This is a genomic window from Sporosarcina sp. P13, from assembly GCF_002743055.1.
In the GTDB taxonomy this organism is placed as follows: Bacteria; Bacillota; Bacilli; order Bacillales_A; family Planococcaceae; genus Sporosarcina.
In genome coordinates this window covers 24034-40983 of the sequence record NZ_PDYM01000006.1, presented here as the reverse complement: position 1 = coordinate 40983, position 16950 = coordinate 24034, and the positions used below count along the sequence as shown (strand labels likewise).

Here is a 16950-nt window from a genome sequence, read left to right as displayed (position 1 = left end):
ATATGCTACAGGTGAATCAAGTATCAGGTGGGTATGATAAGAAGCTAATCGTGCGAAATGTGTCGTTCCACGTGGAAAAAGGTGAAGTTCTTGGAATATTAGGGCCAAATGGTAGCGGAAAGTCCACGTTATTGAAAATTATTTCAGGTATTTTGCCGAAACAAAGCGGTACCGTGACGATAGATGGAAAACCGGCTTCATCCTATACGCAAAAGCAATTTGCACGGAAAGTAGCGGTTCTGCCTCAGCTTCACGCGCATGCATTTTCTCATACCGTCAAGGATACGGTGGGGCTTGGCAGGTATCCGCATCAGACAGGACTGTTTTCAAGTTGGTCAGAACAAGACGAGAAAGCAGTGCAAGATGCGATGAATTATACAGGAATTACACGTTATGCCGATACGCCCATTGAATTATTATCTGGCGGTGAGCAACAGCGGGTTTTCGTAGCACAAGCTCTTGCCCAGGAAGCACCGATATTATTATTAGATGAACCGACGAATCACTTGGATATTGCGCATCAGCAACAATTATTAGATACGATTCGCAATCAAGCACATCAAAAAGGGATCACGGTCATCTCGGTGTTCCATGATATTAATTTGGCTGCACTTTATTGTGATCGACTACTTTTATTAAGGCAGGGCGAAGTGGCAATCAGCGGCCGACCACAAGATGTCGTGTTGGAACAAGAAATACGAACGGTCTACAACGCGCGTGTGAAAACACAGCCCCATCCCGAACTGCCGAAACCACAAATGACGTTGCTGCCTAATTTGCAAGAAGAGACACAGTTGTTCCGCGTGAAAAAAGAAGATGTCGTGGTGCAAGGAGATCATGTATTAGTGCAAGCAAAGCAACCACTGAAGACGATCTCATCAGCTGTACATAATGCAGGAATGGGTTGGTATCGCACGTTTATCAATCGAGGCGTTCACTTTACTTATAATATTGATGATGTACAAAAAGAGAACACGGAGTATTTGCGGTCGCATGGCTATCATCTGACAGATACAGTTGCGATGATGACAGCAGTAAGCCCAGAGCATGTAGTAGTGGAAGAGTACCAAGGGGATTTCGGCTCAATCGTTATCGCGGTAACAGCGGGTATCGGCAATGCGGTGGATGTCTCGAAATCTTGGCAACGTGAAGATAGTTGGTATGTAGGTACGATCAATACGTGGGTATTTATTAATGGAGCGCTGGCGGAGGAAGCATTCGTTCAGGCAATGATTACCGCGACGGAAGCGAAAACGAAAGCGTTGCAAGATGAAAAAGTGCTCGATCCAGAGTCTGGCACGATTGCGACAGGTACGTCAACGGACAGTTTGTTAATCGCATCTACACAACAAGGCAATTACATTCCATATGCAGGTCCAATTACGCAACTAGGTAAATTAATTGGTCGAGGCGTTTATGAATGTACGGTGCAAGCGATTCATTCGTATCGTCAGGCGAAGGAGGAGTTTCAGTGATACCGGCACATTTTATCGCCATCGCAATCGGTATGGTGCTGGATCGACTGATTGGTGATCCTCCGAATTGGCCGCATCCTGTTAAATGGATTGGCACATCGATAGGGAATTTGACGAAGTTGTTGAATAAGGGTCAGATGCGCACGGTTAAAGGGGCGTTTTTATGGCTTATTGTTTGTGGAACGACTTTTGTGCTTGTGATCTGGCTCGTTAGTTTGTCTTATCGGCTTCATTTATTTGCTGGAATTGCAATTGAAGCAGTACTCATTGCGGCAGGGCTTGCGCAGAAAAGTTTAAAAGACGCGGCCATGCTTGTTTATGAACCGTTGCAGTCTGGAGAGTTGAAAGAAGCACGTGAAAAACTGAGCTGGATTGTTGGTAGAGATACAGATACACTGGATGCTTCGGGCATTTCACGAGCAGCGATTGAAACGGTTTCGGAAAACACGTCGGACGGTATAACTGCACCATTATTTTGGGCATTTCTTTTTGGGGCACCTGGCTTATGGCTATATAAAGCGGCTAATACACTGGATTCAATGGTTGGTTATAAAGATGAACGCTATCGTGAGTTCGGTAAAGTGTCTGCACGAATGGACGACTTGTTGAATATCATTCCTTCAAGGATTACAGGTTTGTTACTCGTCTTATTCACTCCAAATGAAGGGGGATTACCTTTAGGGCAACGATTTGGTGGGTGGTTGCGTGATGCAAAACGTCATATGAGTCCGAACAGTGGTTATTTAGAAGCAGCTACGGCTTGGCAGTTGAATATCCAATTGGGTGGAAAAAACACCTATCGTGGCGTGACGTCCGAACGGGCGACGCTAGGTCCTGCGGTTATCGCAACTGCATCTCATATTCATTCTTCTTGCAGACAAATGCAAGTGGTGTCCTGGATTTTCTGGTTCGTATTTACGGTGATAGGAGTGTGGATGTATGCAATTGCCTGAACATGGCGCGAACAGTGCGCGGTTATATGAGTCGATGAATATACCTGTCCCTGATAGGATTCTGGATTTCAGTGAGAATTGTAATCCAGCAGGCCCGCCAGTAGCGGTCAAAGAAGCATGGGCGGGTTTATTGTCTACTATTACAAGTTATCCAGATCCGGATGGTCAGCCGTTTAGAGCTGTAGCTTCGAAATTTCATCAAGTGGAAGAGCAGTGTGTGCTAGTTGGAAATGGTGCGGCAGAATTATTATCGTTGCTAGCTGGACGTTATCGCGGGCAACGAGTGCTATTGATTGATCCGACGTTTTCTGAATATCGTGCGACGCTTGAAGCGAGTGGAGCGGAAGTTGTTTCGATTCAAGCGAAGGAAGAGGATGATTTCCGATTGCCAATCGCGCACATTTTGGAGGCGTTACCTAAAGTAGCAGCCCTCTATTTATGTACACCGAATAATCCAACGGGTATTTTACCTTCATCGGATGAATTATTGACCGTCGTGCGAGCGGCAGGAGAAAGTGGAACGGAAGTAGTCATGGATGAAGCATTCATTGATTTCGTAGATGAAAAGCAGTCATTCATTCATCAGCTAGAACGGTATCCACACGTTATTGTCGTTCGTTCAATGACGAAAATGTATGCGATTCCTAGTATTCGATTAGGTTACATCGTTGCGCATCCTGAAATAACCTCAGCAGTGAAACGCCAAGCCTCTCATTGGCATGTTAATGGGGTGGCGGCTGAAATTGGTGCTTTATGTTTAAAGGAACAACAGTATTGTCAGTCCGCTATTCATCATGCGCAAACGGAGCGTGCCAAGATGGTCGCGTTTTTACGTGCGTATGATTGCCGAGTCATTGATTCAGTAGCGAATTATTTAATCTTTGCACCGAAGCAAGATGCTAAAGTATTGTATCGCTATTTACTAGCACAAGGAATCGTCTTGCGTCACTCGGAAAACTTCCGTGGCATGGATGGTAGGTGGTTGCGAGTGGGTATGAAATCAGCTGAGCAGATGAATACATTGCGGGAGGCGATGGCGAATTGGTTCAAGGAACAGTAACGTTCATTAGTGGCGGTGCGCGCAGTGGGAAAAGTACGTATGCGGAACAACTACTCGTTACGCAACCAGGTCGCCTCGTGTATATCGCGTCCGGTGTAGCGTATGATCAGGAAATGAAAGAACGCATCGCGAAGCATCAGTTCGATCGTAGAATGGACCACTGGGAAACTATCGAACAGCCGCTGAATATTCACGAAGTATTACCTTTCTTACAGGCAGGGGACTTGGTGCTATGGGATTGTATGACGACATGGCTGGCGAATGAATTGTATGAAGGCTATGAAGCTGGCAATCCTTGTTGGCAACGTCCTGGTTGTTTAGAGGGGAAAACGGAGCAATTACTGCGTACAATTAAGCAAATTAGTGAACGCGTCACTTCATTAGTTATCGTTTCAAATGAAGTGTTAGACGACTGGCCGGAGCATGGGCAGGAAACGCAATTGTATCGCAAAACGCTCGGTATACTGCATCAAAAACTTGTTCAACAGTGTGACGTAGCAATTGAAATGGATCACGGCTTGCCGATCGTTTGGAAAGGAGATCCACTATGAATGGATTAATCGTTGTTGGAACGGCTTCCGATGTAGGCAAGACGATGATTTGCAATGCGTTATGCCGAATTCTTTCCAATGAAGGAGTCAAAGTGGCACCTTTCAAATCACAAAATATGTCTGGCTTTTCAGTGACTCTCCCAAATGGCCGTGAAATCAGTCGCTCACAGTTTCAACAAGCACAAGCTGCACGGACAAAGCCGATTGCGGAAATGAATCCCATTTTATTGAAATCGAAAGAGGGATTACAGTCGGAAGTTTTATTTTTAGGAGAGCCTTTCATAACAGTCGGTGGCCAGGAAATCCGTGAGCAATTATACGAAAAAGGACTCGACACGATTACGCAATCTTTACATACGCTTTCAGAGCAATACGAAACGGTCATTATGGAAGGGGCCGGCAGTACCGCGGAAGTAAATTTGATGGATCGGGAACTAACGAATATGCGCGTGGCAGAACTTGCGGACGTTCCTGCATTGTTAGTTGCAGATATTTCTAAAGGTGGGGCGTTTGCATCCATCGTTGGCACATTGCAATTATTGTCTCCGGAAAGGCGACGGCGCGTGAAAGCCATTATTATTAATAAATTTTATGGCGATATAGCATTTTTTCAAGATGGAGTAGAATTTATCGAACGCTATACAGGCATTCCAGTGGCAGGTGTCATACCGGTTCTCGAACAGCATGGCATTCCGGAAGAAGATGTGGAACGCAAGACGGAACCCGCGGCTGACGGAGTGGATGTTTATGAACAATGGGCAAATCACGTAAAGAAACATCTAAATTGGCCATTGATTGAGTCTATTTTGGCGTAAAGGAGCGAGAAGATGAATAGCATTTTATTGGCGCTCCAATTTTTCACTTCATTACCTGTTCGTAAAGAATTACCGCTTGGCAAAAAAGAAGTGTCCGGCATGTATATCGCGCTCCCTATTATTGGCGGAGGGATTGGCTTGTTGCTGGCGGGAACAGCGTATGTAACTGTAGAGTTTAACAGTTTCCTTGCAGCGATGCTGATTGTACTTGTCGGGTTGATTGCGACGGGTGGCTTGCATGTGGATGGATTTGCGGATCTTGGCGATGCTTTTTTCTCTTATCAAGAACGTGAAAAGCGTATGGCGATTATGGATGATCCGAGACTTGGAGCATTCGGAACATTGTCGTTGCTTATTTTGTTAGGGTTGAAAATTGGTTTGTTTATCGAAATTTTAACACTGCCGCATAGTTGGGTGTTACTTGTCGCGATACCTATACTGTCCCGTGCTGCAGTAGTCTATTATTTCACACTAACAAACACGGCGAAACAAAGCGGTATCGCATATTTTTTTAAGCAACACTTTTTACGTGCGCGGATGCTTGGGGCAGTTAGTGTCATCAGTCTGCTTACCATCATCGCGCTAGGCATTTTGTATAAGTCCGTTCTGCTAATCGCTATCATGGTATGTGTGATGGTTTTCGCAATCTGGCTCTATCGTCGCTTTTCGGTCAAACACTTCGGTGGTGTAACAGGTGATTTATGCGGTGCATTCATTGAAGGAATGGAGGTGCTATTATGGCTCGTCCTTATCGTCTATTTTTCATTCGTCATCTAAAGACCGTGGCCAATGAAAAACGGCAATATTGCGGTTGGACAAATAGTGAATTGGCTCAAATGGCAGGGGAAGCAATTGAATTTCCGGTCGTTGTAGAAAAAGTCTATGGTAGCGATTTGATTAGAACGCGTCAGACGGCAAAGATCTATTTTCCAGATGCAAGTTATATTGAAGATTCGCGTTTGCGAGAGTGTCATTTTGGGGATTTCGAAGAGCAAACGTATGAAGAGTTAAAGGATGATCCCGACTACCGCAACTGGCTGGATGATCCATGGCAAGTAGCACCGCGTAATGGTGAAACGTTGCAACAAGTGAAGTTACGAGTACTTGATGTGTTGGAAGCTTTACCAAATGATGCAGTCGTCGTAACGCATGGTGGAGTTATTCGTTTACTACTAGATACATTTGCTACGGATTCACGCCCGTTTTGGGAATGGAAAATAGACAATGGGTCGGTTTGGCAATTCGAGTGGGCAGACGAACAACAACGGAAGGAGCGGGCGCAATGCATGTCATTATCGGAGGTGCCTATAACGGCAAAACGGAGTATGTAAGGCGCTTAGTTGGCGATCAGCCGGTACAATTTTGTACAATGGAAACAGCAGCGGCATCTGACGAGCGATTAGTCATAGTTGGCTTGCTTGACTGGCTTAGGCAAACAAAGATGGATGAAGCGCAAAGTTTACAAGCTGTGCGCGATGTAATGACACCCGACACAATCTTCGTCTTGACGGAAGTCGGTCGCGGAATCGTACCGTTTGAAGCGGAGCAACGCGAACTGCGCGATCGATGTGGACGGCTCTATCAGTTTTTATTTGAACAAGCGACAGAGATTACGAGAGTTTGGTATGGAATTCCCCAAAAAATCAAAGGAGTGAAGTGAGATGAAAATTTATACAAAGACAGGCGATAAGGGTCAGACGAGCTTGATTGGTGGACGCGTTGCGAAAGATGATTTGCGCGTAGAAGCTTATGGTACGATTGATGAACTAAATTCATTTATTGGAAAAGCGATGACAGAATTAGAAGCAGATAAGTTTGCGGATATTTTGACAGATCTAGAAGCTATCCAGAATGAATTATTTGATGGCGGTGGCGATTTGGCAAATGTTATGAAAGAACGTCACTATAAGTTGGATGATGCTCCCATAACAGTACTTGAAGAGCGAATCGACAAGTTGATGGAAGAAGCACCTGCGCTTGAACGCTTTATCTTACCAGGCGGTTCACCTGCAGCTGCGACATTGCACATCGCACGCACGATTACACGCCGCGCAGAGCGAGTGACTGTAACGTTGATGAATGCAGCAGACGATGTTTCACCAGTCGTTCAGCGCTATTTAAACCGACTGTCGGATTATTTATTCGTTGCAGCTCGTATTGTCAATGCACGTCTAGGTATTGCGGATAATGAATATGTTCGTAGTGCAAAGGTATTCCGTACAGATAATAAGAAATGAATGCCAAAAAAAGGCTTAGGGAAGTTATCCTAAGCCTTTTTTTATTGGAATCCGTTACAGTGAACGTTTTATACATGTTCTATGAGCGTCCACCCGTGTTCTATGATCGCATCAGCACTTTCATACAATCCATTGATAAACCTCCGTTACTAGAATTTTATATGACAGTGAAAGTTTGGGGGAATTAGGATACAATGAAGAATATGCAAGATAGGAATTTACTTAGGTAACATGTAAGGGGTAAGCAATTGGGTTCCATTAATTCTGAAATGATAAGAAAATCACTATACTATATGATCAAAGAGCAAATTAAACAACATGAATTGAAAGAACAGTTAGTGAGGTATGTTGATTATCAATCTAATAGGGGGTTCCCTTTTGGAGAGTTGCTTATTTTGCATTACAACATGTTCAATGGAACAAAAACTGAAGAAATTTACTCGGTTGCAGCCGCAGTAGAAATGTTAATACTATCCTTCGATATTTTAGATGATTTTGAAGATGACGATTGTAAAGACAAACCATGGTCAATGGAACCTAATGTAGCGTTAAATGCAACAACGGCATTACTTTTTTTGTGTATAAGTGTTATTAGAAATACTCGTTTCAAGAATAAAGAACAAGGTATCTCTATTTTGTCGGAATGAAGCGGATTACATACAGATGACAATCGAGAAGTCTGGTTCGTTGGTTGCCCTCTCTTGTATAGTGGGTTCAGTATTGGCAACTGAAGACTATCCAGTTGAAATAGAAACCTATTCTAATTACATCGGTCTTATAGGACAAATTACGAATGATTTAGCAGATATAAAAACGTGGAATGAAAAGAATGACCTACTTAATAAAAAGTTCAGTCTTCCTATCCTATATTTGTTGAATTACAAGGATAAAGATCTTAGTTTTATTCATAAATATTACTCAGACCAGGTAGAAGGGGGAGCAAAAGATGCAAGATATTATTCAGTTTTTAATCAATAATGCTGATGTGTTAGGCAAAGTAAAAGACGGAACGGCAAGCTTAGTTGGAGTTAGCCCAGAAGAATTAAAGGCTATTATGGAAGTATTCTTCGAAGGACAAATTACACAAACGGCTTATTACTGGAGATGAAAGTTTGAACCGGAATAGTAATCCTTGCGTTTTTAAGGAGTTAACATGATAAAGTCATTTAAATTTACCACATATTGCTTGCTGTCAATAATATTCGCTATAATGATAACCGTTTATTTAACTACGATTATCTTAAAATTCCCACTAGTCGGCATGGAAGTGAAGTCAACTACTGACCAGTGGATAGTAGAAAGAATAGTTAAAAATGGATGGGCATCGAGTCAATCGATAGAAGAAGGAGATATTGTAGAACTTGTTGATGGTAAAAAGCCAGAGCATCATACTACTGTAGCTAAGTTTAACAGGGTAGAAATGGCAAGGTCCATAACGATTAAAGATCAGGACTTGGGTGAAAGTACATATTCCATCGCTTACGCTGACACAAACGGACAATATGTACTCTACTTGTTTCTGCCGCTTGTATTTACTCTTACGACAATACTATTAAGTATTTTTCTATATAGTAGAATGAAATCTGACAAATCAGCGGTGATCCTCATCTATTTTTTATTAACAATAGGTGTTAGCTACTTAAGCGCATCTGTTTCTGCTAGAGGAGACACTATAGGAAGAATTGTAAACATTATAACATTACAGGGTACCTTACTATTATATGCCCACTTTCTAAAAAGCTATTTAATAAGATTCGATTTAGTGTTTATAAGAAATAGATCATTAAATATATTGTATATTATCTATTTTATTGTTATTTCATTAGTCATTAGCAGTACTATTTTTCCCGAAATAAATTTCACCACGATAGCTATTGAGTTACTATTCTTCTTGTTATTACTAGTATATTTACTGTATCTTATTATTCGATTTTATATAAAACACAAAAGTTCTGAAGCGAGTAATGTTTTGAAAATTCTTGGGACCACAATATTTTCATCATTACTTCCATTTGTTAGTTTATATGTAATTCCCACTATTTTTTTTAGTAAGGCACTTGTATCTGCTGAAATAACAGCAATCTTCTTACTCATCATCCCGATTGCTTTTGTTTATTTACAACTGGCAGAAAAGTTATTTGATATTGAGTTTTTGTTGAATAGGTTACGTTATTATTCTTTTCTTTCTTTTCCATTCGCAAGTAGTCTGGCACTATTGTTAACCTTTATTCTGAAGGTTAACTTTCTTTCGAGCGCAACTCTTATTCTATTTTCCGTTTTGTTTACATGTACCATTCTGTTTTTGTACATAAAAGAATACGTAGATTATTATTTCAGCCATCGCTTATTCTCGAAAAAAGGACACTATGAGGCTAACTTATACATGTTTGTCCAAAAGGCGATGCATGAAACAAAGGTAAGTAGTTTGATTACTAGTCTTCAAAATGAAATTAAAAATGTGCTAAAGGTAAGGGATGTATTCTATATAGAGATGGTGAAAGTGAAGGACGGGGAAAAATGGACACTAGCAACTGATGAAAATAAATGTGGGAACTCCTTTATTGGGGAGCTAGAAAAAGTAAAGTGGGATAATCTCGGTACTGGTTCTTTGATTGAAGTATGGGGTGGATTCGGAATCGTTATTGGGGAAGGCAGCGATCATATACATATCATATTTTTCGGTATGAAGAGATCAAAAGCCAACTTGAATATCCAGGAAAGAATTTGGCTTGAATCATTAGCGTACTTTTCCAGCATTCTTCTTGAAAACTTTCAATTAATCGAAGGTCTTTTTGAAAAAATTGAGGACTATAAAGCGGAAACCCAACTAACAAACCCAAATTATCCTTATTGGCTATCAAGATTATTATTTTCCTTATCCGAAAAGGAAAGAGCGAATTTATCAATTGACTTACATGATTCAGTACTTCAGGAACAATTACAACTTTTAAGAGATGTTGAAAAGATAAAAGGGGATGTTGAAGATCCGGCGATTAAAAATGAATTGACGGAGCTTACAGAAAAGGTACTGGACAGTATTCACTTAATTAGAGAAACGTGTAATGAACTTCGGCCACCGTTTTTAAATGAATTAGGAATTATTCAATCCATTCAAAATTTAATCGATCAGACAAAACTTCGCTGTGATTTTATTTTAAAAACGGAATTGGATCAATCAATTATTCAACTGGATAAAGAATATGAATTAATCTTGTATCGAGTGGTACAAGAACTTTTAAACAATGCATCAAAACATTCCCTAGCCACTGAAGTCGAACTATCACTGCAACAGACTAATCAACTAGTAACCTTGGTATACAGTGATAATGGGAAGGGATTCGATATGACGCGGTTACAGGACTCTTTTAAAACAATGGGTATTTTCGGGATGAAAGAGCGGATTAAGAGTATAGATGGCATGATTGATATTACCTCTGCTCCAGGAAAAGGAACGCAAGTATTCATCGAGATAAAAATAGGAGGGACCGCGAATGATTAATGTATTAATTGTCGATGATCATCCTGCTGTCGGACAAGGAACTGCGGCTCTTATAGAACAAGAAGAAGATATGAAAGCTACTGTCATTACTGATGTTGATAAAGTTTTAGATGCGATTAATGAAAATCGTTATGAGATTTATCTAATAGACTTATACATGCCGAAAATAAATGGTATAGAGCTTACAAAAATGATTTTACACGTTGATCCAGATGCCACTATTCTTATTTATACTGGTTTTGATCTAGTTTCGCATTATAATTTATTAATTGAAGCCGGGGTTAAGGGGTTTATCAGTAAGACCGCCACACAAGAACAGTTGATCACCGCAATCAGATGTGGAATAAGGGAAGAAGCGGTGATTTCCTTTCAGTTATTAAAACAACTGAGAAGAGTGGATTCTGAACCTTCAACTACTAATTTAGGTAACATGACGTTATCAAGCAAAGAACAAGAAGTATTAGCAGGGGTTTCTAAAGGTCTGACAAACAAGGTAATTGCAATTGATTTGTCAGTAAGTCAAAGGACTATTGAATACCATCTAACCAAGATCTTTTCGAAACTTGGGGTTAGCTCAAGGACAGAGGCATTATTAAAGGCGAAAGAGTTTGGTTTGTTGTCACGACAGACAGTTAAATCATGAATAAAGTAAAAGAAGCTGGCATATCATTGTCAGCTTCTTTTACTTTATTCTGCCTTCAAAAATCCCATGTCCCTAGGAACACTTCGGAAAACCGCAAGTTGATTTACGGTGAAATTTGATAAGGTCTATGTGAAAATAATAGTATAAGAGAGATGGTGTGTACAAATACCAAGCGCCAGTATAATGGAAAGTAGTATTGTATTTGATTTATTCTGGCCTTCCGTTAGTAGGGGTATCAATAGTATTACATAATTGAAACGAATATGAAACTTTTTTCTATATAAGGAAATAATAAATGAAATTTCTTGGATGTTTAGTGAAGGGGGTCATGGTATGGTGATGAAAGCGCTGGATATCAATAAATATCTTGAAAGTTCTCTAAATAAACTAATCATCAGTAAGGATGGCGAAATACTTGGAATGACAAACGCTTTAAAAAATATGGTGAATGAAAAAGGGCAGCCAACCCATATTTCCGAAATATTTGATGACTTACTATATAAAAAAATACAAATCGTTCTTGAAAGTAATCAACATCTTCAAACGATCGTCCGGGAATCTTTAATTGGAAATTTAATAATATCAGATGGGCGTAATGCACCTTGTTGTGTGATATGCAAGTCGGACAGTAAAAAGGTGATTATTACTGTAAATTTATATGAACAACAAGAGTCATGGAGTCAAATATTTGAAAATGCTTTCTTTACATGCAACACTCCGTCGGCAATTATGAATGAATGGGGCTTTTTTGTATCGGTGAACGATGCATTCCAGAACAAATACCATTTTCCGTCTAACAGTAATAGTATTCATTTGAAAACATTTTTAGAAGGTTTCCAGTTAGATGGGAATTTCTGTATTGCTGATTATTTTCTTCGCGCTAAGAATGAAGCATTTTCACAAACGAAAGTTGTACATCGATTGTTGGGGGAAACTACGTATTACAATTTAATAATGCAGCTTGATCCCGAAACTGAAATGTTCATCTTGAGAGTAGTAGACATAACCGAACAAGAGCAACTTCTGGATTTATTAGCCCGCTCCGATCAATTGTCGACGACTGGAGAGATTGCGGCAAGCATTGCGCACGAAGTTCGAAATCCTATGACAACACTACAGGGCTTTCTTCAACTACTTGAGCATGAAGTGATAGGAAATGCTCAAAAATATGTAAAGGTGATTCAGGAAGAAGTTAAACATATGAACAGTATTCTAGACGAAATGCTTTCACTTTCAAAACCAGTGGTGGATGAAGTAACGATATTTTCACTTTCTGTGTTAGTAGAAGAAGTTTTGCTTTTACTAAGACCAAAAGCGTTGTTAGATCAAATTAATTTAGTAAACCAAATGCTTGTGACTGAGCCGGTTCTAATCAAAGCCAATCCCAAACGTATTAAGCAAGTACTTGTGAATTTGCTGAAAAATGCGATGGAAGCATTGGAGCCTGAAGGTACGTTAGGTGTTCAAGTTTGTGAATCAACTGATAATATAGTGAATATCTGTATTTCAGATACAGGTATTGGCATGAGTGAAGATATGCTAGAAAAGATTTTCTTGCCATTTACTTCTGGAAAAGAGGGAGGTACAGGTCTTGGCCTTCCATTTGTTAAAAAAATGATAACTGAATACGGGGGAACGATTTCCGTTATGAGTGAAGAAGGAAAGGGCTCTGTATTCCAGCTGAGCTTTCCGCGAATCGATAGTAGTTTATTAGAAATAAAATCATAAGTATACGAAAGATAAAAGGCTGGGACAAAACCTTGAAAATGCATGAAGGATAAATTCGCCTCCATGCATTTTCTTTTTGACTACGTATTTAAAAACGTATCTTTTTTAATATACAGGAGCGGCAGCGACGGGGAGGCTCAAGCGTGCCTATTGAAGCGCAGGGGAACGGACTATTTTCTAGTAATGTCCCAGCCTCCAAATTTTTTAATTGAACATGTAATATGCTGTTTATTCCAAAAGAGAAAATCAACAATTAGGCAATGTGCATTTTTTTGAACAAAAAGAAAGTTGATAATTATGAGATAAACAGTAAATAACAGTTGACTGAACAACCACTCATTATTACACTATACTTAGATTACATATGTAAACGCTTAAAAAAGGGGAGCCTTACGAAAGGTTTAAAAGGGGGAGAAAGGGATGAATTTGCTACTTATCGCGAACTGGATATTATTCCTAGCAGTTGTTGTATACGGTGTTGGACTATTCTTATACCTATTAAAAACTCGTTATGAATTTATTCGATTAGGAAGAAAAGAAGACTTTGATCATAATGTTAAAGAACGACTGACGAAAATTTGGGTCTATGTATTTGGACAAAAGAAATTATTGAAAGATAAAAAGAGTGGGGCAATCCACGTCCTATTTTTCTATGGATTTTTACTTGTTCAATTTGGAGCAATCGATTTAATCTGGAAAGGTCTAAAACCTGGAACACATTTGCCTCTTGGCCCATTGTATCCGGCATTTACGTTTTTCCAGGAGATTGTCGTATTTTTAATTTTAGTTGCGGTCGTTTGGGCGTTCTATCGTCGCTATGTTGAGAAACTAGTGCGTTTAAAGCGCGGTTGGAAATCAGGTTTAGTACTTATTTTCATTGGTGCACTAATGATATCTACACTTGTCGCAAATGGAGCGAGCATGATTTGGCATAATGAAGGTACGACTTGGACGGAACCGATGGCATCTATAATCGCAGCTGTATTTGCAGGTGTTCCGCAAGGCGTTGCTATCACAATTTTCTTCGTTAGCTGGTGGGTACACTTACTGACATTGCTGACGTTCTTAGTGTATGTACCGCAATCCAAGCACGCGCACTTAATCGCTGGTCCAGCAAACGTTTATTTCCACCGTCTCGATCATGCAGGCCGCTTGAAGCCTATTGATTTTGAAGCGTTGGAAGAAATTGAAGATGAAGAAAACATGCCGCCGCTTGGCGTAGGGAAAATTACGGACTTCACACAAGCACAAATGATCGACTTCTACGCATGTGTCGAATGTGGACGTTGTACAAATATGTGTCCTGCAGCCGGAACAGGAAAAATGCTGTCACCGATGGACTTAATTACGAAATTACGTGATCACTTGACGAATACTGGCGCTGTCATGACGAAGCAGAAACCGTGGGTACCACAATTGATGTTCAATCAAACACAAGGTAATCAATTGGCGCTTGCTGCAACCGCAGAAGGCATGACAATGGATGAATTATACAATCCTTCATTGATTGGCGATGTTATTACAGAAGAAGAAATTTGGGCTTGTACGACATGCCGTAACTGTGAGGATCAATGTCCCGTAATGAATGAGCACGTTGATAAGATTATTGACCTTCGTCGCTACTTAGTAATGACGGAAGGGAAAATGGATGCGGATGCACAGCGCGCGATGACGAACATCGAGCGTCAAGGAAATCCGTGGGGTCTTAACCGAAAAGAGAAAGAGAACTGGAGAGATACGCGTCCTGAATTACACATCCCAACAGTGAAAGAAGCGAAAAAAGCAGGGGAAGACTTCGAATACTTACTATGGGTCGGTTCAATGGGTGCTTTTGACAACCGTTCTCAGAAAATTGCATTGTCCTTCGCTCATCTATTGAACGAAGCAGGAGTAAGCTTTGCGATTCTAGGTAATAAAGAGAAAAACTCAGGAGATACACCACGTCGTTTAGGAAATGAATTCTTATTCCAAGAACTAGCGACTGCTAATATCGCAGAGTTTGAAAAAGCGAACGTCTCGAAGATCGTGACAATCGATCCGCACGCATACAATATTTTTAAAAACGAGTATCCTGATTTCGGATTGCAAGCAATAGTCAAACACCATACTGAGCTACTCTATGAACTTGTCATGTCCGGTAAACTAGAACCGAAATATGCAATCGACGAAGTAATCACATTCCATGACTCTTGTTACTTAGGCCGCTATAATGACGTCTACGATCAGCCGAGAGAAATCCTTAAAGCGATCCCAGGCGTACAGTTGGTAGAAATGGAACGTAACCGACAAGACGGCATGTGCTGTGGAGCAGGTGGCGGTATGATGTGGATGGAAGAAGATACCGGTCAACGTGTCAACGTCGCACGTACGGAGCAAGCGCTAGAAGTTAGCCCTGGTATCATTTCATCAGGTTGTCCGTATTGTTTAACGATGTTATCTGACGGAACGAAAGCTGTGGAAGTGGAGGATCAAGTCGGCACGTACGATATTGCTGAATTACTTGAACGCTCTATTTTCGGAGAACAGCAACTTGAACCAAAAGCTATTGAAGAACTAGAAGAAAGAGAAGCGGAAGTAGAAATGGCTGCGACTGCTGAAATAGCGGATGAAACACCGAAAACGAACGACGAAACACATAATTAAAATTATTGCGAATACCAAGGTAATAACGTACAATTAGAGTATCTAAAACGCTAACAAAATAATAAATCGGAGGGACTTTGTCCCTCCGATTTATTAACTCTAAGCTGAGCGAGCGTTCAGTCAATGAAGAATAGGAGGTATATATTTATGAGGACAGTTATAGTACAAGGTGCAAGAACGCCATTTGGTAAATTAGGTGGCGTATTACAATCACAAACGGCTAGTGACTTAGGTGGTATCGCCATAAAAGAAGCACTTAAGCGTTCAGGCATTCAAGGGGATCAAGTTGGAGAAGTAATTATGGGAACTGTACTACAAGCAGGACAGGGTCAAATTCCTTCTAGACAAGCAGCGACAAAAGGTGGAATTCCTTTCAGTGTCAAAACAGAAACAATTAACAAAGTATGTGCTTCAGGCATGCGCAGTATCACACTAGGTGATCAATTGATTCGATTAGGTGACGAAAAAGTAATTGTAGCTGGCGGCATGGAGTCTATGTCTAACGCACCTTACTATGTGCCAGGTGCACGTTCAGGTCTACGAATGGGCGATAGCAAGCTAGTTGACGGCATGATCTTCGACGGACTTTCTTGTTCATTCTCACCAGACTGTGTCCATATGGGAACATACGGAAACAGCACAGCGTCTGGCTTTTCATTGAGTCGTGAAACGCAGGATCAATGGTCATTACGCAGTCATGAACTTGCTTTAGCAGCGATAGATAACGGGGTATTCGCTGAAGAAATCGTGGGCGTCAGCATTCCGCAACGTAAAGGAGAGCCAGTCGTCGTAACAGAAGACGAAGGTCCGCGTAGAGGGAGCTCTCTAGAAGCGCTTGCTAAACTGCGTCCGGCGTTCGGTAAAGATGGAACGGTAACAGCGGGTAACGCACCTGGTGTGAATGACGGAGCGTGTGCAGTCGTGTTGATGAGTGAAGAAGAAGCAAAGAAGCAAGGTAAAGAACCACTTGCTGTCATTTTAGGGCATGCTGAAATAGCTATCGAACCTGAACGATTCCCTGAGACTCCAGGACATGTCATCAATGCATTACTGAAAAAAACAGGAAAAACGATTGAAGACATTGATTTATTTGAGATCAATGAAGCGTTCGCAGTAGTAGCTCTTGTTAGCTCACAAATTGCTGGACTGGATGAAGAAAAAGTCAACGTTAACGGTGGTGCTGTTGCACTAGGTCATCCAATTGGTGCAAGTGGGGCACGTGTTGTACTGACACTAGCGAATGAACTAAAACGCCGTGGCGGTGGAATTGGTATTGCGGCAATCTGTTCAGGTGGCGGCCAAGGCGATGGAATTATGATTGAAGTACCAAAAACGAACTAATCGGA

At 40.9% G+C, this 16950-nt stretch carries 17 protein-coding genes; all 17 read left to right on the top strand.

Annotation, left to right across the window (positions count from 1 at the left end; translation table 11 throughout):
- The first annotated feature begins 2 nt into the window (after positions 1–2).
- The 17 genes from CSV79_RS04995 to CSV79_RS04915 all read left to right on the top strand — a co-directional run bounded on the left by CSV79_RS04995 (position 3) and on the right by CSV79_RS04915 (position 16945).
- Positions 3–1475 (top strand): adenosylcobinamide amidohydrolase, encoded by a 1473-nt coding sequence (locus CSV79_RS04995; protein ID WP_099687941.1) that lies wholly within the window; start codon positions 3–5, stop codon positions 1473–1475.
- Positions 1475–2428, top strand: a complete 954-nt coding sequence (gene cbiB / locus CSV79_RS04990; protein WP_099688028.1) for an adenosylcobinamide-phosphate synthase CbiB — start codon at positions 1475–1477, stop codon at positions 2426–2428. The genes CSV79_RS04995 and cbiB overlap by 1 nt, the downstream gene beginning before the upstream one ends.
- Positions 2415–3488: a threonine-phosphate decarboxylase CobD gene (gene cobD / locus CSV79_RS04985; RefSeq protein ID WP_099687940.1), complete on the top strand. Its 1074-nt coding sequence runs from the start codon at positions 2415–2417 to the stop codon at positions 3486–3488. The genes cbiB and cobD overlap by 14 nt, the downstream gene beginning before the upstream one ends.
- The gene (locus tag CSV79_RS04980) at positions 3470–4039 is read left to right on the top strand and encodes a bifunctional adenosylcobinamide kinase/adenosylcobinamide-phosphate guanylyltransferase (protein WP_099687939.1); all 570 of its coding nucleotides are present in this window, start codon (positions 3470–3472) and stop codon (positions 4037–4039) included. Before cobD ends, CSV79_RS04980 begins: the two co-directional genes overlap by 19 nt.
- Complete coding sequence (locus CSV79_RS04975) at positions 4036–4854, top strand: cobyric acid synthase (RefSeq protein ID WP_099687938.1); 819 nt, start codon at positions 4036–4038, stop codon at positions 4852–4854. Before CSV79_RS04980 ends, CSV79_RS04975 begins: the two co-directional genes overlap by 4 nt.
- A 12-nt stretch (positions 4855–4866) precedes the next feature.
- Positions 4867–5631 carry an adenosylcobinamide-GDP ribazoletransferase gene (locus CSV79_RS04970; protein ID WP_099687937.1) on the top strand — a complete coding sequence of 255 codons (765 nt, stop codon included), beginning with the start codon at positions 4867–4869 and terminating at the stop codon, positions 5629–5631.
- A complete protein-coding gene (locus CSV79_RS04965) occupies positions 5592–6185 on the top strand; it encodes a histidine phosphatase family protein (RefSeq protein ID WP_099687936.1) in 594 nt (197 codons plus the stop codon). The genes CSV79_RS04970 and CSV79_RS04965 overlap by 40 nt, the downstream gene beginning before the upstream one ends.
- On the top strand, positions 6137–6514 hold the full coding sequence (locus tag CSV79_RS04960; RefSeq protein ID WP_158232468.1) for a bifunctional adenosylcobinamide kinase/adenosylcobinamide-phosphate guanylyltransferase: 378 nt from the start codon (positions 6137–6139) through the stop codon (positions 6512–6514). Before CSV79_RS04965 ends, CSV79_RS04960 begins: the two co-directional genes overlap by 49 nt.
- Before the next feature lies 1 nt (position 6515).
- The gene (locus CSV79_RS04955) at positions 6516–7091 is read left to right on the top strand and encodes a cob(I)yrinic acid a,c-diamide adenosyltransferase (RefSeq protein ID WP_099687934.1); all 576 of its coding nucleotides are present in this window, start codon (positions 6516–6518) and stop codon (positions 7089–7091) included.
- 248 nt (positions 7092–7339) lie between these two features.
- Complete coding sequence (locus CSV79_RS04950) at positions 7340–7738, top strand: hypothetical protein (RefSeq protein WP_099687933.1); 399 nt, start codon at positions 7340–7342, stop codon at positions 7736–7738.
- Positions 7739–7754: 16 nt separating this feature from the next.
- Complete coding sequence (locus CSV79_RS04945; RefSeq protein ID WP_099687932.1) at positions 7755–8069, top strand: polyprenyl synthetase family protein; 315 nt, start codon at positions 7755–7757, stop codon at positions 8067–8069.
- A complete protein-coding gene (comX, locus tag CSV79_RS04940; RefSeq protein ID WP_099687931.1) occupies positions 8038–8199 on the top strand; it encodes a competence pheromone ComX in 162 nt (53 codons plus the stop codon). The genes CSV79_RS04945 and comX overlap by 32 nt, the downstream gene beginning before the upstream one ends.
- A gap of 45 nt (positions 8200–8244) precedes the next feature.
- Entirely contained in the window at positions 8245–10590 is a 2346-nt protein-coding gene (locus CSV79_RS04935) for a sensor histidine kinase (protein WP_099687930.1), read from the top strand.
- On the top strand, positions 10583–11233 hold the full coding sequence (locus tag CSV79_RS04930) for a response regulator transcription factor (protein ID WP_099687929.1): 651 nt from the start codon (positions 10583–10585) through the stop codon (positions 11231–11233). Before CSV79_RS04935 ends, CSV79_RS04930 begins: the two co-directional genes overlap by 8 nt.
- Before the next feature lie 333 nt (positions 11234–11566).
- Entirely contained in the window at positions 11567–12961 is a 1395-nt protein-coding gene (locus CSV79_RS04925) for an ATP-binding protein (protein ID WP_158232466.1), read from the top strand.
- Between the two features lie 420 nt (positions 12962–13381).
- Positions 13382–15604, top strand: coding sequence for a (Fe-S)-binding protein (locus CSV79_RS04920; RefSeq protein ID WP_099687927.1), 2223 nt, complete (start codon positions 13382–13384; stop codon positions 15602–15604).
- 147 nt (positions 15605–15751) lie between these two features.
- The gene (locus CSV79_RS04915) at positions 15752–16945 is read left to right on the top strand and encodes an acetyl-CoA C-acetyltransferase (protein WP_099687926.1); all 1194 of its coding nucleotides are present in this window, start codon (positions 15752–15754) and stop codon (positions 16943–16945) included.
- Positions 16946–16950: the final 5 nt, after the last annotated feature.